At 60.4% G+C, this 19,284-nt stretch carries 22 protein-coding genes and 1 tRNA gene; 15 read left to right on the plus strand and 8 right to left on the minus strand.

Features of this window, described 5'->3' with window-relative positions; genetic code table 11:
- Positions 1 to 515 (plus strand): restriction endonuclease subunit S (locus tag AUL39_RS04500; RefSeq protein ID WP_160327027.1); only part of this gene is annotated, 515 nt, incomplete at its 5' end.
- A 13-nt stretch (positions 516 to 528) separates the two neighbouring features.
- On the opposite strand, the gene AUL39_RS04505 is transcribed toward AUL39_RS04500, so the two are convergent.
- A complete protein-coding gene (locus AUL39_RS04505) occupies positions 529 to 1,461 on the minus strand; it encodes a site-specific integrase (RefSeq protein WP_059054157.1) in 933 nt (310 codons plus the stop codon).
- 242 nt (positions 1,462 to 1,703) lie between these two features.
- On the opposite strand from AUL39_RS04505, the gene AUL39_RS04510 reads away from it, so the two are divergent.
- Positions 1,704 to 2,264, plus strand: coding sequence for a flavin reductase family protein (locus AUL39_RS04510; RefSeq protein WP_059054159.1), 561 nt, complete (start codon positions 1,704 to 1,706; stop codon positions 2,262 to 2,264).
- A gap of 502 nt (positions 2,265 to 2,766) precedes the next feature.
- Here the strand turns inward: AUL39_RS04510 and AUL39_RS04515 are convergent.
- Positions 2,767 to 3,858 carry a DUF6273 domain-containing protein gene (locus tag AUL39_RS04515; protein WP_059054162.1) on the minus strand — a complete coding sequence of 364 codons (1,092 nt, stop codon included), beginning with the start codon at positions 3,856 to 3,858 and terminating at the stop codon, positions 2,767 to 2,769.
- Between the two features lie 219 nt (positions 3,859 to 4,077).
- On the opposite strand from AUL39_RS04515, the gene AUL39_RS04520 reads away from it, so the two are divergent.
- The 4 genes from AUL39_RS04520 to AUL39_RS04535 all read left to right on the plus strand — a co-directional run bounded on the left by AUL39_RS04520 (position 4,078) and on the right by AUL39_RS04535 (position 6,695).
- Positions 4,078 to 5,061 carry a YihY/virulence factor BrkB family protein gene (locus AUL39_RS04520; RefSeq protein ID WP_059054164.1) on the plus strand — a complete coding sequence of 328 codons (984 nt, stop codon included), beginning with the start codon at positions 4,078 to 4,080 and terminating at the stop codon, positions 5,059 to 5,061.
- 439 nt (positions 5,062 to 5,500) lie between these two features.
- Entirely contained in the window at positions 5,501 to 5,833 is a 333-nt protein-coding gene (locus AUL39_RS04525) for a Rossmann-fold NAD(P)-binding domain-containing protein (protein WP_059054166.1), read from the plus strand.
- A complete protein-coding gene (locus AUL39_RS10885) occupies positions 5,760 to 6,404 on the plus strand; it encodes a type II toxin-antitoxin system RelB/DinJ family antitoxin (protein ID WP_160327028.1) in 645 nt (214 codons plus the stop codon). Before AUL39_RS04525 ends, AUL39_RS10885 begins: the two co-directional genes overlap by 74 nt.
- A gap of 9 nt (positions 6,405 to 6,413) precedes the next feature.
- Positions 6,414 to 6,695 carry a type II toxin-antitoxin system YafQ family toxin gene (locus AUL39_RS04535; RefSeq protein ID WP_059054168.1) on the plus strand — a complete coding sequence of 94 codons (282 nt, stop codon included), beginning with the start codon at positions 6,414 to 6,416 and terminating at the stop codon, positions 6,693 to 6,695.
- Positions 6,696 to 6,739: 44 nt separating this feature from the next.
- Here the strand turns inward: AUL39_RS04535 and AUL39_RS04540 are convergent, their stop codons facing one another.
- The 5 genes from AUL39_RS04540 to folP form a co-directional block, all read right to left on the minus strand.
- Positions 6,740 to 7,255: a hypothetical protein gene (locus AUL39_RS04540; protein ID WP_059054170.1), complete on the minus strand. Its 516-nt coding sequence runs from the start codon at positions 7,253 to 7,255 to the stop codon at positions 6,740 to 6,742.
- Positions 7,240 to 8,031 carry a DUF1295 domain-containing protein gene (locus AUL39_RS04545; RefSeq protein WP_059054172.1) on the minus strand — a complete coding sequence of 264 codons (792 nt, stop codon included), beginning with the start codon at positions 8,029 to 8,031 and terminating at the stop codon, positions 7,240 to 7,242. The genes AUL39_RS04540 and AUL39_RS04545 overlap by 16 nt, the downstream gene beginning before the upstream one ends.
- Positions 8,032 to 8,153: 122 nt before the next feature.
- The gene (locus AUL39_RS04550; RefSeq protein ID WP_059054175.1) at positions 8,154 to 8,723 is read right to left on the minus strand and encodes a TetR/AcrR family transcriptional regulator; all 570 of its coding nucleotides are present in this window, start codon (positions 8,721 to 8,723) and stop codon (positions 8,154 to 8,156) included.
- A gap of 8 nt (positions 8,724 to 8,731) precedes the next feature.
- Complete coding sequence (locus AUL39_RS04555; protein WP_235810762.1) at positions 8,732 to 9,436, minus strand: hypothetical protein; 705 nt, start codon at positions 9,434 to 9,436, stop codon at positions 8,732 to 8,734.
- 180 nt (positions 9,437 to 9,616) lie between these two features.
- The gene (gene folP, locus AUL39_RS04560) at positions 9,617 to 10,798 is read right to left on the minus strand and encodes a dihydropteroate synthase (protein ID WP_059054177.1); all 1,182 of its coding nucleotides are present in this window, start codon (positions 10,796 to 10,798) and stop codon (positions 9,617 to 9,619) included.
- Positions 10,799 to 10,908: 110 nt separating this feature from the next.
- Between folP and AUL39_RS11060 the strand changes: the two genes are divergently transcribed.
- The gene (locus AUL39_RS11060; RefSeq protein WP_235810763.1) at positions 10,909 to 11,115 is read left to right on the plus strand and encodes a hypothetical protein; all 207 of its coding nucleotides are present in this window, start codon (positions 10,909 to 10,911) and stop codon (positions 11,113 to 11,115) included.
- 151 nt (positions 11,116 to 11,266) lie between these two features.
- On the opposite strand, the gene AUL39_RS04565 is transcribed toward AUL39_RS11060, so the two are convergent.
- Positions 11,267 to 11,341: transfer RNA gene (locus AUL39_RS04565), tRNA-Asn, on the minus strand.
- A gap of 403 nt (positions 11,342 to 11,744) precedes the next feature.
- Between AUL39_RS04565 and AUL39_RS04570 the strand changes: the two genes are divergently transcribed.
- The 8 genes from AUL39_RS04570 to pyrF all read left to right on the plus strand — a co-directional run bounded on the left by AUL39_RS04570 (position 11,745) and on the right by pyrF (position 19,270).
- Complete coding sequence (locus AUL39_RS04570) at positions 11,745 to 12,629, plus strand: ABC transporter permease (RefSeq protein ID WP_328586086.1); 885 nt, start codon at positions 11,745 to 11,747, stop codon at positions 12,627 to 12,629.
- A 68-nt stretch (positions 12,630 to 12,697) separates the two neighbouring features.
- Positions 12,698 to 13,804, plus strand: coding sequence for an ABC transporter ATP-binding protein (locus AUL39_RS04575; protein WP_235810764.1), 1,107 nt, complete (start codon positions 12,698 to 12,700; stop codon positions 13,802 to 13,804).
- A gap of 242 nt (positions 13,805 to 14,046) precedes the next feature.
- The gene (pyrR, locus tag AUL39_RS04580) at positions 14,047 to 14,604 is read left to right on the plus strand and encodes a bifunctional pyr operon transcriptional regulator/uracil phosphoribosyltransferase PyrR (protein ID WP_059054181.1); all 558 of its coding nucleotides are present in this window, start codon (positions 14,047 to 14,049) and stop codon (positions 14,602 to 14,604) included.
- The gene (locus AUL39_RS04585) at positions 14,604 to 15,539 is read left to right on the plus strand and encodes an aspartate carbamoyltransferase catalytic subunit (RefSeq protein ID WP_032111710.1); all 936 of its coding nucleotides are present in this window, start codon (positions 14,604 to 14,606) and stop codon (positions 15,537 to 15,539) included. Before pyrR ends, AUL39_RS04585 begins: the two co-directional genes overlap by 1 nt.
- Positions 15,523 to 16,815 carry a dihydroorotase gene (locus tag AUL39_RS04590; RefSeq protein ID WP_059054183.1) on the plus strand — a complete coding sequence of 431 codons (1,293 nt, stop codon included), beginning with the start codon at positions 15,523 to 15,525 and terminating at the stop codon, positions 16,813 to 16,815. The genes AUL39_RS04585 and AUL39_RS04590 overlap by 17 nt, the downstream gene beginning before the upstream one ends.
- Positions 16,816 to 17,634 (plus strand): dihydroorotate dehydrogenase electron transfer subunit, encoded by an 819-nt coding sequence (locus AUL39_RS04595; protein WP_059054185.1) that lies wholly within the window; start codon positions 16,816 to 16,818, stop codon positions 17,632 to 17,634.
- Positions 17,628 to 18,554, plus strand: coding sequence for a dihydroorotate dehydrogenase (locus AUL39_RS04600; protein WP_059054187.1), 927 nt, complete (start codon positions 17,628 to 17,630; stop codon positions 18,552 to 18,554). The genes AUL39_RS04595 and AUL39_RS04600 overlap by 7 nt, the downstream gene beginning before the upstream one ends.
- Positions 18,548 to 19,270: an orotidine-5'-phosphate decarboxylase gene (pyrF, locus tag AUL39_RS04605; RefSeq protein ID WP_059054189.1), complete on the plus strand. Its 723-nt coding sequence runs from the start codon at positions 18,548 to 18,550 to the stop codon at positions 19,268 to 19,270. The genes AUL39_RS04600 and pyrF overlap by 7 nt, the downstream gene beginning before the upstream one ends.
- Positions 19,271 to 19,284 lie beyond the last annotated feature (14 nt).

The following is a 19,284-nucleotide window of genomic DNA, read 5'->3' on the forward strand; positions in this document are numbered from 1 at the left end:
CTTGGGAACAGCGTAAGTTCTCAGATTTCGTTTTCCCTTCGGGTGTTCGGAACAGCGATAACCTCCCCTTTGAGAGCTATTCCGTTTCTAACGATAAGGGGTTCGTCCCCCAGGACGAGCAGTTTGAGAATGGCGGCACACCAAGCCAGGCTGACAAGCGAGCTTACTGGATCGTCGAGCCAGGGTCGTTTGCCTACAACCCGGCCAGAATCAACGTCGGCTCTATAGGATACCTATCTACCAGCAAAAACGTCATTGTCAGCTCACTGTATGAGGTCTTCCGAAGTGATGATTCTTGCAACGACAGGTTCCTCTGGCATTGGTTCAAATCGCCGTTATTCTCAAGGCAGATAGAAGCCCTGCAAGAGGGCGGCGTTAGACTCTACTTCTTCTTCGACAAGCTGCTTCTCAGTGAGATAAGAATGCCGAGCATCAAAGAACAAGTCGAGATCGGTGTCTTGTTCGATCGCCTCGACTCCCTCATCACCCTTCATCAGCGAGAGCCGCCCTATTGACTTACGCTGACAATCAGACGAGGCTGGTGAGGGAGCGCATCACCAGGTCTACGTCCTTGTTCTCCAGCTCCTGGATGATATGGAGATAGGTCTTCTCAGTTGTGTTCATGCTGGCGTGGCCTAGCCTCTTCGCGACGCTCGCTATTGACACCCCTGCGAAGAGGAGCAGGGAGGCGTGCGTGTGTCGCAGCCCATGAATCGTGATCACCGGTACCCCCGATTTCTTGCATAGCCTCGCGAGGGTGTTGTTCGCTGTCGAGTTGTAGACCTTCGCGTCCTCTCTGACAAAAATGGGACATTCGTCCGGGAGGTTCTTTACCAGGACGGAGAACTGAACTATCAGCTGCCAGTCAATCTGGACCTTCCTCACGGAGGACCGGTTCTTTGTCGGCACGAAGCCCCCGCCGTTCTTGTAGTCCCAAGTCTTGTTCACTGAAAGCGTCTGCCTAGTGAAGTCGAAGTCGGAGGGGGTAATTGCAAGCGCCTCAGAAAACCGCAACCCGGTTTTTGCGACAAGAAGGATAAACCACTCCCAGCTGATCTCTGAACCCAAATCGAGCCCGGCTAGCAACCGATGGAGCTCGAACTGGTTGAGGTAGCGATTCTTTTTCGGGCGCGGTGGCTTTCCCTTGACGATTGCCTTCCTGGTTGGGTCTCTGGGTATGAGCCCATCATCGACTGCATCGAGCACCGCGCCCTTGAGTAGATGGTGGAAGTCCATCGTGGTCTGCCGCTCGTGCTCCTTCGCGTACCCATTTAGGATCCTCTGGTAGGAGATTCGATCAAGCTCCGATAGCTTCACGTCTGGTGCAAGCCTCTCTATCCAGGTATGGGCGAGATGGTACTTGTTGAGTGTCACTTGTCTTACTGCGTTCTCCTTGTATACGGATATCCATTCCTTGTAGTAGTTGCAGAACAGGTCGTTGCCGGAAAGGTCGTTAAGCATCGTTCACCTCGATAACGCTTGCAGGGCGACTCTCTTCTTATGGATAAAACCAGCTGGATCGGGAAGGTGCAACAATGCATTTATGGCATTCATGACCTGGCCGGACAAGGACGCGCGCGGAGGCCGAGCGGGGTTCCTGCACAAGGGGACGCTGAGTGTGCTTGAGGTCTAGCGGCATGCTCTAGCGGCGAAATATACTCTTCTAAACGGTACGTGCAAGCTGAACCAAAGAGGAGGACGGCATGAAGAAGGACCTTGGAAGCGCAGGCGAGCTCTTTCCGCAGTCGGTGTTCATCGTTGCGAGCTACGGCGAGGACGGCACCCCCAACGCTATGAACGCGGCATGGGCGGGGGAGTGCGGCAACAACGAGATTTGCCTCAACATCGGGAACCACAAGTCGACGGCAAACATTGTGGCAAGGCGCGCCTTCACGGTGGCGCCGGCCGACGTTGCCCACGTGGTGGAGGCCGATTACTTTGGCATCGCTACCGGCAACAAGGTGGACAAGGCAGCCGCGTCTGGCATGACCTTCGTCAAGTCTGAGCATGTGGACGCGCCTGTGATCGAGGAGTTCCCCCTGACCATGGAGTGCGAGGTCACAGACGTCCAGGGAGACGAGCATGGCGCGCGCATCGTTGGACGCGTCGTGAACACTCGTGTGGATGAGTCGATCCTCGACGACGAGGGACGCGTCGACTTTGCCAAGATGCGCCCGATTATTTATGACAGCACGAGGCGTGTCTACCGCGTTGTTGGCGAGGAGGTCGGCGGCGCCTGGAACGCTGGTAAGAAGTTGTTGTAGGCAACGGGCCGCGAGGTAAAAATGAGACGGAGGCGCCGGCGCGTCTCCGCCATATAAAACCCTTTCGGGCTTTGGCCATTAACATTGGTATCGATGACGACCCTCATGAGCGTTTCCTCGCGCGCACTGCTGCGATGGCATCGTTGTCGTCCGACTTTCGATAGCCAACGGACTTAGCCCAAGCCTGGGCCTCGTCAAGGTGAGATTTTGAAGTCCTCCTCCCTCGGCATTTCGATTTTCTTTAGCATGTAGAGATGCCTCGATCGAGGCTGGGCTCCACGGCCTTGATCGACGTGCCCGAGATACCTTGCTGCCTTGAACCACTTGCCAGCGTCGCAGCACCGTGGCCAATCTACGGGCGTAGCCTCTCGACTCATCTCTGCTCATACGAAAGTGGCCGGCCATTTCGATGGCAATGTGTGCGTTTGCCTCGCAGGGTAGGCCTTGGTTGCGAAAGTCGCAGTCTCGGGGGCTGGCGGTGGCCGTTCGCCATCCAGGGCCCTTACAGGCAGAACCCAAGAAGCAGGTTCAGCTTTGCCCACGGATAGATGCAGTTGAAATCTTTCTCATTTTCTCCGTCCGGCTTGCAGAAGGAGATTGCGCCACCGCCATCCGTGGGATATACGGATCGCGTCCAGAACCCGTCGCTAGTTCCGACCAGGGAATTCAGGAAATTGTTGTCTCGGCTCATAACGCGATACGCAACCTCGTGCCTAGCTATTCCAGTGTCTTCATCAACGAAGATTTTGGAAGAGTCATCTCGGCCTTCCAGGGATTCGTCGCTGGGATTGAAGAAGAGGGTGTATTGGTTTCCCTCCGCCTTCATCAGCGCATCGTATGCCTCGTCTTTGCTCGAGAGGAACGAGGGGTAGGTGCCAACAATCTCGACAGCCGATGGGAGCCAGACGGCGTCGGCCGTCGCCGTGCACACAGAGGGGTCCGTCGAGCCGAACTTGCTGACAGTGGCCTTGTTAACTGTAACGACCTTGGATGCAAGATCCTGAGGAAACTTCTCGCTAAGCACGGTGTTGGCAAGGTAGTCCCTCACATCGGACTTCACCCACGGCCTCCCTGTTGAAGTGTCGAAGTCGCTCTCAAACTTCGTGGCACTGGTGATAAAGGTGATGCCTGCCTTGCCGGTGCCGTCTGCCTTGTCGTCATGTCTGAAGCCGGCAACCCAAGCGGTGACCGTGCTGCCGTCGGCAAACGTGAGTGTCTTTGTCCCTCCGCCAGAAAGGTTATAGGGCTCTGTAACGTTGTATCCCTTGGCAATCTTGAAGCCTCGTTCGTCGCTCTCTGCAGCAGAGATTGCCGCTGCTATCTGAGCTATCTCATCCCAGGAGTAGTCCTCGAGGTTAGCCTTCTGCTCCACGCCGGGCACCTGAGGGGTCTCCTCTTCCTGCTGCTCGTCGACCGTGTCCGTCTGTTCCTCCGTGGAATCTTCCTGGGCGGAGGCATCGCTATTGCTTGGGGAAGCGACGGTTTCGCTGCTAGACGAGCACCCCGTTAGCGTAAAGGCGAGATACGGTGCCGCTATGGCTGCGACGCCCTTGGTAAGGCCGAGAAACGCGCGGCGATCGATTGTCATGCTCATGAGAACCCCCTCAGTCTGGATGGTGGCGTATGCACCGTGCAACGCCAGCCCTTGTGCCTTGCTGGCCACATTCTCTGAGGAGTAGAGCGGATTCTGTTGCGCAACAATTGCGCTTTGTGGTTTAGGCATTGCCTAGTCCAGCCGGCTTATAAGGGCACCTTCAAACTCCTGGGTTCTCGTTTGGCGTGATGCTCCGAGGGAATATGTAGGGGAGAGCCAATGAACTTGGCTTCCTCTGGAAGACGGGAAGAGCTGGGGCAACTCCTCATGGGCAACGACAATAGCAAGGACAAGACCAAAGCATCGGGCCCCTCTCCTGTGGCAACATGGGTATCCGGCATCGTGCAGGAGTGGAATCGCCGTCAGTTTGGCATGCATGCGTCCAGCGTGACCTACTTCTACTTCTTGGCAATCATCCCAATATTCATCTTCATCTCGGTGCTTCTCCCTTTCACGGACATCGGGCAGAGCGAGTTAATCCGGGCTATCGACGCGGTCGTGCCAGATATCGTGAACGGCTTTCTTGATATGGTTGTGACCGAAGCCTTCCAGCATGCCTCGGCCCTCATCCCCCTCTCGGTGGTGAGCCTGCTATGGACCTCGATACAGGGGAACATGGCTCTTCTGCGGGGCATGAACAGCGCCTACAACGTGGAAGAGACCCGTCCCTACTGGATGAGACTCCTCATCTCCTTTGTCTGGACAACCATCCTGATGCTGGTCTTTCTCACCCTCATGCTTCTCGTGTTCAGCGGGAAGATCAGGGAGTTTGCCGAGACCTACCTGCCTGGCTACCATTTTCCTTTCCGGCTGCTGGACTTCTCGGCCCTGCGCATTGTCCTCTCCATGGTCATCGCCTGGCTTTTCATTGCCGCCACATACTGGTTCATGCCAAACGGAAAGCGGCGCTTCCAGGACCAGCTGCTGGGCGCCGCGCTTGTGGCCGTTGCCTGGTTCGTGCTCTCCGAGGTCTTCTCTGTCTACGTGAACCACGTGAACAAGTTCACTGCCTTCTACGGGACACTCGGTGCCTTTGCGATTTCGCTTTTCTGGATGTATTGCTTCTTCTACATACTGCTTGCCGGCGGCTTTGTGAACTGCTTCTTCGAGAAGGAAATCGGGCAGCTGATGGACCACATTGGCTCTCGTGCCTTCTGGATTGTGAGGAGGATTCGCCGCGGGGTCCGGAAGGAAGGCCGCTAGGCCTTGGGGCGCGAACACCGGCGCCCGCTTGGGGCGCGAAAGCCGGCCCCTGCTCCGGGAGTGTACGCCGGCGCCCGCTTGGGGCGCGAAAGCCGGCCCCTGCTCCGTTCTTTAGCGGTATTTGAGAATTGCGCTTCTCGCCAACTGGGCAAATGCAACTCCCGATTCTCAGAAACCGCTAGAGAACGCAATGCTCCAACTGGTGAGCGCGCTTACGAGACGCTAACCAGGCCATGTCGCTACCTGGTGGGTCCCTTTCTCTTCAATGCGTACAATTTGGAACTGCTGGAGAAAACTCACCAGGTAATTTCAGGCAACTGAATTCCAAATTGTACACATTCTAGGTGGGGGGAGCTGGTTGTGCCGACGGTGGCGACCGGCGGGGGACAGATGTGACTACCGCCTGCACCTTGCCCGGCAGCGCGTGGGGGAGAAGAGCATGAAGGTCGTTATCGCAGGCGTTTTTCCCTCTACAGCACGGGAGAAGATCATCGACACCTTTCCCAGTGACTGGGACGTCGCGTTCTTGCGGCCGGAGGACATCGAAAGAGAGATCGGCACGGCGGATACACTGATCCTCGAGCATGTGCAAGTGAATGCCGCCCTGTTGGAGAAGGCCCCGGCTCTGAAGCTCGTGCAGATTGGCGCCGGGTACAACAACGTGAACCTTGATGACTGCACACGCCGTGGCGGAGCATATGCTGGCATTCGTCCTCTGCTGGTACAAGAACCTCATCTACCTGGATGGTTTCAAGAAGGCGCATGGAGATGAGAGCAGGCTCGACTACATGGGCTCGGAGCTTGCCGGAAAGACGATTGGCCTTATCGGGCTGGGCCACATTGGGCAACGGGTTGCCGCGCTTTGCCGGGCCTTTGACATGCAGTTGCTGGGCTACAGCAGAAACGTGCGGGAAGTTCCCGGTGTCGAGCGCGCGAGGCCATGGAGTTTATGGCAAAGGAAGCCGCATAGATTGCGGGATAAACGCAATAACTGTGGAAGGGTATACTATGTGTGGAATTGCATTGCGTCAACCATACATCTGCGCACATATGAGGTGATATCAATGGCAAAGACGGCGGCAATTAGCATGCGCGTAGAGCCGGAGCTCAAGAGTGAGGCGGAGTCTGTTTTTGGCAGTCTTGGCCTTTCTCTTACTGAGGCAATTAATGTATTTCTGCACATGTCTGTAATCGAGGGAGGCTTGCCATTCGAGGTGAAGCAGCCGCGGTACAACGTGGAAACTGAGCGCGCAATTGATGAGGCCAGGAATATCATGGCAGGGAGAATTAACGCCCCTGCCTACGAATCTGCTTCGGAGCTCTTCTCCGCAATTGACGAGTAGGCTTGCCTCATGAAGTTGAAACTCGTTCCCACTTCTCAGTTCAAGAAGGACTACAAGCTGGCTAAGAAGCGGGGTTATGACATTTCACTTCTTGAAGAGGTCCTTGAATCATTGCGGAAGGGAGAGAAGCTCGAAGAACGCTTGAGAGACCATACGCTAGTAGGTCGGTATTTGGGTTTCCGTGAATGCCACATTCTTCCTGACTGGCTACTCATTTATGCAATCGATGGTGACAGGCTCATTCTTACCGCTGTCAGGACGGGCACGCATTCTGACTTGTTTGACGAGTAACTCTTGATGTAGCACCCCTCGGCTTTAGCTGCCCCACTCGCCCTTCAGAGCACAATCGCAAGCATGATGCACAACTGGGATATCCCATTGACCGCCTGCTCTCGCCAGTTGGCCTTTGCGTCGCGGCCGTTCAAGTGACGGGCAAACCAGCCCATGAGAACCATTCCTGCCAGCCCCGCAATAAGAAACAGCAGCGAGGGCATGGCTGTCACGTGTGCCAGGACTGCGGCGGGAGACCACTTGGCGCGGTCGACCACAAGCGCGCAGAGCGCCGGCGCAAAGCCCGCGGGCATCAGGTAGCGCATCTGCCGGTTGAGAAAGCGCGCATCTCTTCTCGCCAGCGCCAAAACGAGCTTCCAGCTCACCTTGAGCACGCCGGCAAGCACGACGAGAACAACGCCCACACGGAACAGCGCGCTGTCAAAGCGCGTTGCCAGGACGCCCGCGCCCACGCCGAAGAACGCCACGGGCAGGCAGTCCATGAGGGCCATCGAGAGCGTGAAGCCCTCCGGGACGGAATCGCCCTGTCTGTCTCCGCGGGAACTCATGCGACCAGCCACGTGTGCTCCTTCACGGAATAGAGCGGGACGAACGGAATCATGATTGGCGTCGTGGACTTGTATCTCCGGTATTCAGGGTCGTCTCCGTAGTTCTTGTCCTGCCTAATCTCCAGGCGGCGCGCCCCGCCGAACATGACGTAAATGATGCCCAGGTAGCCAAGGATGGCGCAGATCCATTGGACGGCGTTGGCGTACACGGAGAGTCCGGAGACAAAGACGCCGGTCCAGAAGACCATCTCGCCAAAGTAGTTGGGGCAACGCACCAGGCGGAAGAGGCCTGTGTCAACAAAGCGCTTGGGGTTTGCCTTCTTCGCGCGGTTCTTCTGGAGGTCCGCCGTCGTCTCGAGTACGAGCCCCGTCGCCGAGATCACCAGGCCAACTACGCAAAGGACATCGGTGCCTTTGCCGTCTGCCAGGCGAAACAGGACGGGCGACGTCTGCAGCACATAGAGCAGCGACGCAGAGACCCAGATGCCCACCTTGGCCACGACGGAAACGCCCTCGTCGGACTTGACCTCGCCCTTCATGCGACGGTTGTAGGCGGTCTTCATGTCACGGTACAGCAGGTACCCGGCAAGCCGGCACCCATAGACAACGAGCAGGACGCACTGGAGCGCGGTCCCCACGGTGAGGGAGCCCCCGAAGATAACCAGAAGGCCGATGCATACGAGGGCGATGGCCGCCCCGTAGCCCAATGAGATGAACCACACGTACTTGCGGAAGCCGCAGGAGCTGGCGAGAAGGGCCAGGACGAGAAGGATGAGGAAGCTCTGCATGTTTGCGCCTCGATGCTGAATTACGTAGGCCTGTAATGTGAAACCACCCCATTCTAGGGCCCGCCCGACCGGTGCGCCACCTTGCGGCGAACGGGCCGTTGGACAGCGGCCGCATCGACGCCTTAGTAGAGGACCTTCCTAGCCAGGGCGACAAGGGGCTGACAGTCGTCTTGCCCAAGCACCAGGAGGACCACCAGCTGCTGGGTCACCAGCTCTGCAAAGCCTTCCCTGGTGAGGCCTCCCGTGAACGCGTCTTCTCGCACGCGCTTGTCTGCATCCAAGGCATGAAGTATGTCATCCTCGATGTGCCCAAAGAACGAGTGCATCATCTCTCGGCCTTGAGCTCGTGGGCCCTGGTCGGCTGCAAGGTCCAGCACATGAGAGGGGAGAAACCCCGGGTAGCGCGACATGCCTGCCCGTGCACTATTGAAGGTCTTCTCGACGTGGGCGGCAAAGTCTTTCTCGGCGTCCGTGCCCTTGCGCGGGCCAAAGCTGAAGATGTCCGACCAGACGTCGGCGGTTACGGCAAGTACCAGCGCGTTCTTGCCGGGAAAGTAGTTGTAGAGCGTTCCCGGCGCAATGCCGCAGGCCGAGGCCACCGTACGCATGCTTATGCCGGAAAGCCCCTGTTCCCGGACGATGCCGCGACACACCTCGAGGATGTCTTCTCTCGACGTTGCCTTTGGGTTCATCGTTACCCCTAGAGGACGTTGAGGAGCGAGAGCCCCATGCCAATGACCCACATGTACATGACGGTCTTGGGAAGCATCAGCGCTCCCACCGCGGGCTTGCGCTTGGCCAGGAAGGTTACGGGAAGGTAGAAGCCAAAGCTCAGCGCGATGGCTATGCACATGCGCCAAAGGCCGTACCCACCCGTGTTGCCTGAGATGGCAAACAGGACAATGACCAGGATCCCGGTGATGGCAAAGGGGACGTTCCTGTAGAGCGACCAGCGGATGTTCTCCTTGCCAGAGAACCAGTCGTTCTGCGGGAAGAGGCAGAGGACAATGCGCACGGCTGCGGTGATGAAGATCAGCGTGGGGATGGCGGGGGAGACCTCGATGTTGGGGAAGATTTCTCTCCAGATGAAGTACAGCAGCACGTAGAACACCGTCATGGTCACCGAGGTGATGGCAGTGCCCAGGCCCAGCTTCTTCTGGGTGTCCTCGCGTACCCCAAAGAGGTGCATCTGGACCCTGGGGATGAGGTGGAAGGCGTCGCCGCCGCCAAGGCACAGCGTGAGCCAGCCATAGAGTACAAACACCAGGCGCCCATTGGCGTTTGCAAAGAAAATGATGGCTGCGACCAGGTCGAATACCAGGTACGCAATATCAAAGACGCTCTCGCCGATGCGCATGCCGCGCGGCATGCCCTCCTGCTTTGGCGTCACTGCTTCCTGACCCATGAGTCTCTCCTCCTTGGCCCGCGAAGTGCTTCCGCCGGACCATTTGACGCAACATGAACAGTGTTCATGTTTGCGCTCGGCGTACGGCCCGTCAAGCCGACATGCGAGATGACTACACTTTCCCTACGACTCCCTGCAACGTTGAGTTCCCAATGATTCGCAACAAGGCTGCCGAGAAGCTCATTCTCCGCACCTCTCGAATATCGGTGAGCTGGTCTGGGTCGCAACGCCCCGTATCGCCGCGTCAAGCGCGTGCTGGAAGGGAATGCGGTCCAGGCCGGTCTCTATCTCAAGGCGAAGCTTGTCACCTGCTGCCTGCGTGGCTCTTACCCGTGTGAGGGGCATCGCGTCGACTGCCTTGATGACCTGGCGATCGTTGTTAGCGACAGGGGAGAGAAGGAGCGAGACGTGCGCCGTCCACGCCTCGGACGCGGCCCAGAAGCCGTCAAGCGCCTGCGCCATGCCAGCCACGTTGTGGACTCGAAGGACACGGGCGCCACGAGCCACCGCCGCAAGAGAGACGCCAATCGTCGCGTCGTCGCGCGCTGCGGCATCTGCGACACCGCTCACGGTGCCCACAAAGCGCTTGCGCGACACCGCGCACATGAGGGGATATCCCAGGTCAGAGAGCCGCTGCGTGGCACGCAGGATTACGATGTTGTCCTCGGGACTCTTGCCAAACCCCACGCCCGGGTCCAGGCAGATGCGCGAGGCGTCGACACCCTGCGCCTCGAGGTCCTTCGCGCGTTCGAGAAGGTAGCCCTCGAGCAGCCCCATCACATGGTCAACCTGCGGCAGAAGCGGCTGGTCCTGCTCGTTCTCCCATGCACGGTCGCCCGCGGATGCGACGTTCATGAGCGTGGAGAGGTCGTCTCGGCCGGAGCTAGCCATAACAGCGGAGCTGCGCGTGGCCGCGCCAGATACGGGACCGGAGTGCATGACCACGCATCCGCAGGTTGAGTTTGCTGCTACCTGCACCATTTGGGGATCCGAGAAGCCCGTCACGTCGTTAATGATCTGCGCCCCAAGCTCAATGCATCGCTGCGCGACCGTGGGGTGGCGCGTGTCGATCGAGACGAGCGTTCCTTCCTTTACGAGCCGGCGAACCACCGGCTCGAGGCGGTGGTACTCCTCGTCTGGCTCGACGGGGGTGAAGCCGGGGCGCGTGGACTCACCGCCCACGTCGATGAGGTCGGCGCCATCGGTGAGCATCTGCGCAGCAGTTGCAATGGCTGCCTTGGGGGCGTTGTGGGCGCCGCCCTCCGAGAAGGAGTCTGGCGTGACGTTGAGCACGCCCATTACGCGAGGACGTGACAGGTCGAGTGCGACGTTCGAGCAGTTCCATGTGGATGCGATTGGCATAGCGGTCTCCCTGGGCGCGCGGCCGGACCGCCCCAGCCAGGTTGTTCGGCATGCGTGTGCCGGCCGGGCGCGGTTGGCCCAGCGGTGCAGATGATACAGGATGCGCGAGTGTGGGCGCAATGGAAGGCCTGAGACCGCGTTCCCTAGATGTCCTGGACAGCCTGCGATTCAGTCCAGATAAGCGCGCTAAGGCGGCTCCCAAGGTCCCCGAGACGGGAGACTCCGACCTTGGCGGCATTGCAGCTGCTCTTGCGGTTCTCGGTGCTGCAGCCCTGGCTGGCGTAACCGGCATTCGCTTCTCGTCTGATCGATGCTAGCCAAGCGTAAACGTCCTTAGCGCGTCTTTGTGGGGGATGCCCTTAGGGGCTCCCCTTTTTTGTGCAAAGGGGAGCCAACCGGGTTCTGCTGACCTCTGCGCACATAACAAAGCAGGCCACATGGCAAATACCATGTGGCCTGCGAAGTCTCTGGCTCCCCGGGCAGGGTTCGAACCTGCGACACGCTGATTAACAGTCAGCTGCGCTACCACTGCGCCACCGGGGAATGTTCAACGCGAGAAATAAGTATACGAATCGGCTCGAAGGATGCAAGTCTCATTTTGAAATATTTTCTCGCAGCTTGGACGAGACTGGTTCGCTCGCTTGGTTTTGTCCTGAGTTTATAGGGGGATGGGGTTGCTGTCGCATGGATTCGCTGCGTCTTGGGTTCGCGGGGGTTCGCCGAGGGGTTGCTGCTACACATTCGGCACCCAAATCTGTATCGACCAGCGCGGGATACAAATTCGGTAACGAACCTGTGGCGAGCGGACACACATTCGGCACCCGAATCTGTATCGGCCTCAGCCCTCTGCCTTTTGTGTGAGTGCGCGAGCCCTGTGCTAGCATCTTGAGGATATTCAACACAGGCGGGCGCCGCATGCCCGTACACTCCTTCGACGGGAGGAACCTTGGCATCAAACACTGAGCCTGCAGAGAAGGACGCGGCTTTGGCTGCACAGGAAGCATCGGCTCCCGCGACCCCCGTGCACACCACCTCGGCGCGTGACGCGTGGTATCCCGCCGGCAAGCGCGACCTTTTCATCCTCCGCGAACTTGTCACGAAGGACTTCAAGCTCAAGTACCGTCGCAGCGTTCTCGGCGTCATTTGGAGCGTGCTCAACCCGCTCCTCATGATGATTGTCATGTCGCTTGTCTTCTCGTTCTTCCTTCGCTACGACAACATTGAGCACTATCCGCTCTACCTCATCGTGGCCAACATCACCTGGCAGGTCTTCTCGGACTCCACCAATGCCGGCATGATGTCGATTATCGATGCGGCGCCCTTGCTCAAGAAGGTACGGGTGAAGAAGTTTGTCTTCCCTGTTGAGAAGGTCTTGTTCTCACTGGTGAACTTCCTCTTCTCGCTTATTGCCGTCTTTGTTGTCATGCTTTGGGAGGGCGTGGCCCCAACGCCCATGATGCTCCTTGCGCCTTTGTGCATCATTCTGCTTATGTTCTTTTGCGTTGGCCTATCGCTGTTTCTTTCTGCGCTTGCCGTCTTCTTCCGGGACCTCGTTCACTTGTGGAGCGTCCTCCTCATGGCTTGGATGTACGCTACGCCGCTCTTTTGGCCGGTCTCGATGATCGAGCAGGTGCCATATGCGTTTGTCCGTACGCTCATGTATGTAAACCCCATGTATAACTTCGTGACATTCATGCGCGACACCGTTGTCTACGCAACCATGCCCCCATCCTCGGTGGTCCTGAGCTGTGTCGTATGGGCGGCTGTGTCGCTGGCACTCGGTTACTGGGTGTTTCGCGCAAACGAGCGCAGGTTCATTCTCTTCATCTAAGGCAGATACGAGTTGGCTCTATCGTGCAATGGCATGAGAGCCGCAGGTTTAAGGGTCAGGTGGCACAAGTGCAGGACACGCTCAATCTGGACGGCGGTGGCAGCGTATTTCTCGGCCTCTCCTCGACCTCCATTCGTGTAGGCGATAAGGTCGTGGTAACTCCCAACTTCCGCGATGCAAACAAGGAAGACTTTCTATTCAACTATGTCTGGAATATCGACGGTAACTGGGAGGAAGGGCAATGGGGCTCTACCGTCAAAGAGCTTGGCCATCCCGTGGCGGATGGGTCATGGACTTTTGCCCCAGAGTCCCCAGGTAGGTACTGCATCATTGTTGACATAGAAGACCAGCAGGGCAACCTCCTCGGTAACGTCGAACGATGGCTCATCGTAGCTGGTCAGAACAGCTTCATGCGGCCGCCCGTGCCCCCTGCGGATGCCCCAACGGCGGTTCTCGCCGATGACGTGTCGATGATCTTCAACATCGCGTCCGAGCAGTTCAACTCCTTGAAGGAGTACTTCATCGCTGCCGCCAAGCACGAGCTCACCTTTAAGGAGTTCCGCGCCCTCGACCACATCTCGTTTGAGGTCAAGCGCGGCGAGGCCTTTGGCCTTGTGGGCACCAACGGTTCCGGCAAGTCGACCATGCTCAAGATCATTGCGGGCGTTCTCGAGCCCTCTGCTGGAAAAATCAGCGTCTCCGGCACCATCGCGCCTCTCATCGAGCTTGGTGCGGGTTTTGATATGGAGCTTACGGCCAAGGAGAACATCTACCTTAACGGAGCGCTACTGGGCTACCGCAAAGACTTCATCGACGAGCACTTCCAGGACATCGTCGACTTCGCCGAGCTCGACGGCTTCATGGACATGCCCCTCAAGAACTACTCCTCGGGCATGGTCGCGCGCATAGCCTTTGCCATTGCCACGGTAACCGAGCCTGACATCCTCATTGTCGATGAGACGCTCTCGGTTGGCGACTTCCTCTTCCAGCAGAAGTGCGAGCGCCGCATCAAGGAGCTCGTTGAGTCCGACAACGTGACCGTGCTTCTCGTGAGCCATGACATCAGCCTGGTGGAGCGCATCTGCGACCGTGTGTGCTGGATTGAGAAGGGCCACATGCGCATGCTTGGCGAGACGGACGAGGTCTGCGAGGCGTACCGCTCCCTCAAGCGATGAGACAAAGGGAGTTTCCCTTTGTCTCATCTGTGAATCGCGCGGCCTTCATCAAAGTTGGCGCTCGTGCCACAGGTTCGTGGTAAAGTGTCCACGACCTTTAAGCGCGCACGAGATGCCCGCAAGGCTCAGGGGAGTTCGCACAGCCAACGCCTGCGACCAACCCAGACACATGGCCTTCCATCATGGGATGTCTCGTGCCGGCTTACGTCGGTTCGGGCATCTTTTTTCTTGAAGGGAGTCCCATGGGAGAGCCAAGGCTCAAGGCCGTCATCATGGACGAGCAGGCCATGGAGCGTGCCATCACACGCATCGCTCACGAGATCATCGAGCACAACGAGGGCTCGGAGAACATCCAGGTGATTGGCATCATTCGCCGCGGAGAGACCCTCGCCAATCGCCTCGCGGGCGAAATCGAGAAGATCGAGGGCAAGCGTCCCCCGGTGGGCTCGCTCGACATCAGCTTCTACCGCGACGACGTCATGCGCCACATCCAGCCGGTGGTCCACGGCACCAACATCCCCTTCGAGATCGACTCAAAGGACATCATCCTCGTCGATGACGTCCTCTACACCGGCCGCACCGTGCGCTCGGCGCTCGACGCCCTCATGGACTACGGTCGCCCCAAGTCTGTCCAGCTTGCCGTGATGGTCGACCGCGGCCATCGAGAGCTGCCCATTCGCGCTGACTACGTTGGAAAGAACGTCCCCTCCTCGCACGAGGAGGACGTGCGCGTGTGCGCGCGTCCGCTCGACGACCACGACGCCGTCGAGATCTGGGGCATCGAGGGAGGGGAGAGGTAATGCTCTCGGTCAAGCACCTCATTGACACCTACAGCCTCACGGCGGATGACATCACCCAGATTCTGGATACTGCCGCGTCGTTTGAGTCGGTGAACAACCGCGCCATCAAGAAGGTGCCGGCTCTGCGCGGTCGCACCATCGTGAACCTGTTCCTGGAGCCCTCCACGCGCACCAAGAGCTCCTTCGAGCTGGCCGAGAAGCGCCTCTCGGCAGACTCGCTCTCCATGGGTGGAAGCACCTCCTCGGTGGTCAAGGGCGAGAGCCTCGCCGACACCATCCAGACCATCTCTGCCATGAACGTCGACATGTTCGTGTGCCGCGCCAAGCTCGCGGGCACCCCGCAGCGCATCACCGAGAACACCGACGCCGTGGTCATCAATGCCGGCGATGGCAAGCACCAGCACCCCACGCAGGCAATGCTCGACCTCTACACCATCCGCAAGAACTTTGGTCACCTCGACGGCCTCAAGGTTGCCATCGTTGGCGACCTGGCGCACAGCCGCGTGTGCGGCTCGCTGGCCCCTGCGCTCAAGACCATGGGCGCCGAGGTCACGCTCGTTGGCCCTCCCACCTTCCAGGTGGACGACCCTGACTGGTTTGGCTGCCCGCAGACGGCGAGCCTCGACGACGTGATCGAGGACATGGATGTCGTCTACATGCTGCGCGTGCAGCTCGAGCGCATGGAGGGCGCGGCAATCCCGTCCCGCCGCGAGTACAACCGCCTCTACGGCCTTGACATGACGCGCGTGAACCGCATGAAGCCGGGCGCCATCATCTGCCACCCGGGCCCCATGAACCGCGGCATGGAGATCAACGCCGACGTTGCCGACTGCGCGCGCTCGCGCATCCTTAACCAGGTCAACGCGGGTGTCCTTACGCGCATGGCCGAGATGTACCTGCTTCTGGGAGGAGAGAACAATGGCCTTTCTGCTTAGGGGTGCGCACGCGGTCGATCCGCAGGTCGACCTCGATAGCGTCTGCGACGTGCTCATCGACGACGGCAAGGTCGCTGCCGTGGGGGAGGGCCTCGAGCCTCCCGAGGGCTGCGAGGTCATCGACGCCCGCGGCAAGTACCTGGTGCCCGGCCTTGTGGACATGCACGTGCACTTCCGTGACCCCGGCTTCGAGTACAAGGAGACCATCGAGACCGGTGCCCGCGCGGCAACGCACGGCGGCTTCACCGACGTGGCGACCATGCCCAACACCGACCCGGTGACCGATACCGGCGCCGAGATCCGCTACCAGCTCGACCACGCGCGTCAGGCAGGGCTCTGCCACGTGCGCCCCATCGGCGCGCTGACGGCTGGCGAGAAGGGCGAGCAGCTCGCCGAGATTGGCGACATGGTCATGGAGGGCGCCTGCGCCTTCTCCGATGACGGCCACGGCGTGCAGAGCGCCGGCATGATGCGTACCTGCATGGAGTACGTCTCGCAGTTCGACCGCGTTGTCTCGGCCCACTGCGAGATCGAGACGCTCACCACGCACGGTGTGATCAACGAGGGCAAGGCCTCCACGCGCCTGGGCATGTTTGGCTGGCCCGCGCTTGGCGAGGAGCTCGAGATCTACCGCGACATCGAGCTGTGCCGTCTTACCGGCTGCCCGCTGCACATTGCGCACATCTCCACGGCCAAGGGACTTGACCTCGTGCGCAAGGCAAAGGCCGAGGGTCTGCCCGTGACCTGCGAGGTCACCCCGCACCACCTGTTCCTGAACGAGGACGACATCACCCCCGCCTACGACACCAACCTCAAGATGAACCCGCCGCTGCGCACCCCCGATGACATGGCCGCACTCGACGAGGGCATTCTCGACGGCTCAATCGACTGCGTGGTCACCGACCACGCGCCGCACGCCCCGCACGAGAAGGACTGCGAGTGGGAGATCGCCTTCTTTGGCACCGTGGGCCTCGAGACCTCGCTGCCGCTCATGCTCACCAAGCTCGTGAACCCGGGCCGCATGAGCTGGAAGCGTCTCGTGGAGGTCATGGCCGTGAACCCCAGGCAGATCCTACGCCTTGCCCCCGTGCGCATCGAGCGCGGCTCTGCGGCAGACCTCACGCTCATCGACCCCACGGCAGAGTTCGAGGTCACGCCGGACTACCTGGTGGGCAAGTCCAAGAACTCCGCCTTCATGGGCTGGCACCTCACCGGCCAGGCTACCGACGTCTTCGTGGACGGCCGCCGCACGTTGGCCGACGGCGTGGTGGCCTAGGTGAAGGCGACAAGGGACAGCGCCCGCGCCCACCTCTTCGACTTTGCCGTTGTCTCTAACGAGCAGGTCGCCGAGGGCGCTTGGTGCATGGTCTTCAAGAGCGAGGTGGCCGCACTTCTCGCGCCGGGCGAGTTTGTCGAGGTCTCGGTGCCGGGTGACCCCTCGCAGGTGCTGAGGGTGCCCCTCTCGTTCTCTCGTGCAGACGCCGAGGCGGGAACCGTGCGCATCGAGTACGCCGTTGTGGGCGACGGCACGCGTCGGCTCTCGCTCATGCGGCCGGGTGACACCTCCACGCTGGTTGGCCCCTGCGGCCACGGCTGGAGGCTCCCTGGCGGAGAGGGGCGCGTGCTTCTCGTTGCCGGCGGCATTGGGCTTCCTCCCGTGCTTGCCGCGGCAGAGATGCTGGCGGCTGCAGGGCGTACCTTCGACGCGGTGGTTGGCGCCCAGCGTGGCTCCAAGCTGGTGGGCGTTGACGTAGACCTGCTGCGCGAGGCTGCCTCGGCAGACCCCGCGAGCCGCGTGGTTGTGTGCACCGACGACGGCAGCCTTGGGCGCGCCGGCTTCACCACAGACGCGATGGCGGAGCTTCTCGCCGAGCGCAGCTACGATGCCGTGCTCACCTGCGGTCCTACCGTCATGATGGCGGGTGTAGCCCGTCTCGCCGAGGGCGCTGGCATTGCCTGCCAGGCGTCGCTCGAGCGTATGATGGGCTGCGGGTTTGGTGCCTGCAGCTGCTGCAACGTGGCCATGCGCGACGGCACGAGCCGCTCGTGCTGCATGGACGGGCCCGTCTTTAACGCCGGGGAGGTGGCGTGGTGAGCAATGTGAGCATGGCCGTTAACCTGGGCGGCATTCACATGAAGAACCCCGTGAACACCGCCTCGGGAACCTTTGGGCACGCCTGGCAGTTCGAGGGGTTCTACGACGTGGCGCGCCTTGGCGCCGTTACCTGCAAGGGCGTGGCGGCCGAGTCCTGGCCCGGCAACCCCGCGCCCCGCGTGTGCGAGGTCTCCTCGGGAATCCTGAACTCCGTGGGCCTCGAGAACCCCGGTGCTCGCGCCTTCGCCGAGCAGTACGGTGACTACCTGGGCGAGCTTTCCTCGCGCGGATGCGCCGTGATCGTGCAGGCCGTGGGCCACTCGGTTGACGAGTGCCGCCGCTCGGTTGAGCTTCTGGACGAGGTGGCGCCGTGGGCCGCAGGCATCGAGGTCAACATCTCCTGCCCCAACCTTGCGCGCGGCGGCCGCCTGCTCGGCGGCACTCCCGAGGACGCGGAGGAGGTTGTCTCCGCGGTACGTCCGCTCACGAAGAAGCCGCTCCTCGTGAAGCTCGCGCCCGCGCGCGTGGGCGAGATTGCCCGCGCCTGCGAGGCTGCCGGCGCAGATGCGCTTTCGCTGGTCAACACCGTGAACGCCATGTCCATCAACGTACATACCCGCCGCTCAAGGCTCTCAAGGCCAACGGGCGGCCTCTCCGGCCCCGCCATCCATCCCATTGCCGTTCGCATGGTGTGGGAGGCCGCGCAGGCTGTGAGCATCCCCATCAACGGCATTGGTGGCGTGGCCACGGGCGAGGACGCCGCGGAGATGATCCTTGCCGGCGCCACCACGGTCTCTGTTGGCACCGCCAACCTCTACGACCCCGCCGCGGCCTCACGCGTCCTCGACGAGCTCGAGGCATGGGCTGTCGAGCAGGGCGTATCCGACATCAACGAGCTGATTGGAGCCTTCGAATGCTAAGCGAGAACGAGGCACGCGACGCCGTCATCGTCGCGCTGGACTGCGACCGCGACCGCGCCATCGAGCTTGCGGACACCCTCTCGGGCGTCGCCTCGTGGGTCAAGGTGGGCATGACGCTCTTCTTCCGCGAGGGTCCCTCAATTGTGCGCGCCATGCAGGACCGCGGGCTCTCGGTCTTTCTCGACCTCAAGGTCTTTGACATCCCATTTCAGGTGAGGGGCGCCGTGGAGTCCGCATCTCTCTCTGGCGCAGACATCCTCTCTATCCACGCGCTGGGCTCCTCGGCCATGGTTGCGGCCGCGCGCGAGGGCGCCGAGGCTGCAGCAAAGGAGCGCGGAGGCAAGCGCACGCAGCTTGTTTCGATCTCTGTCCTCACGAGCATGGACCAGTCCTCGCTCTCCGAGATTGGCATTGAGCGCCCGCTCAAGGAGGAGGTCGCACGCCTTGCGAGCTTGGCCGTGGGCGCTGGCTCGGACGGTATTGTGTGCTCGCCGCAGGAGGCAGCCGAGATGCGCGCGCTTCTCGGGCCCCAGGCCCTTATCGTGACTCCTGGCGTGCGCCCTGCCGGCGCTGCTGTGGGCGACCAGCGTCGCGTTGCCACACCCGCCGCCGCCATTGCCGCTGGTGCCTCGAAGCTTGTGGTGGGACGCCCCATCACGCAGGCAGATGACCCGGCGGCCGCGATGGAGGCAATTGTCGCCGAGCTTAGCCACTAGCTGGGGCTATGCCG

The sequence above is a fragment of the Tractidigestivibacter scatoligenes genome, assembly GCF_001494635.1.
GTDB classification, from domain to species: Bacteria; Actinomycetota; Coriobacteriia; order Coriobacteriales; family Atopobiaceae; genus Tractidigestivibacter; species Tractidigestivibacter scatoligenes.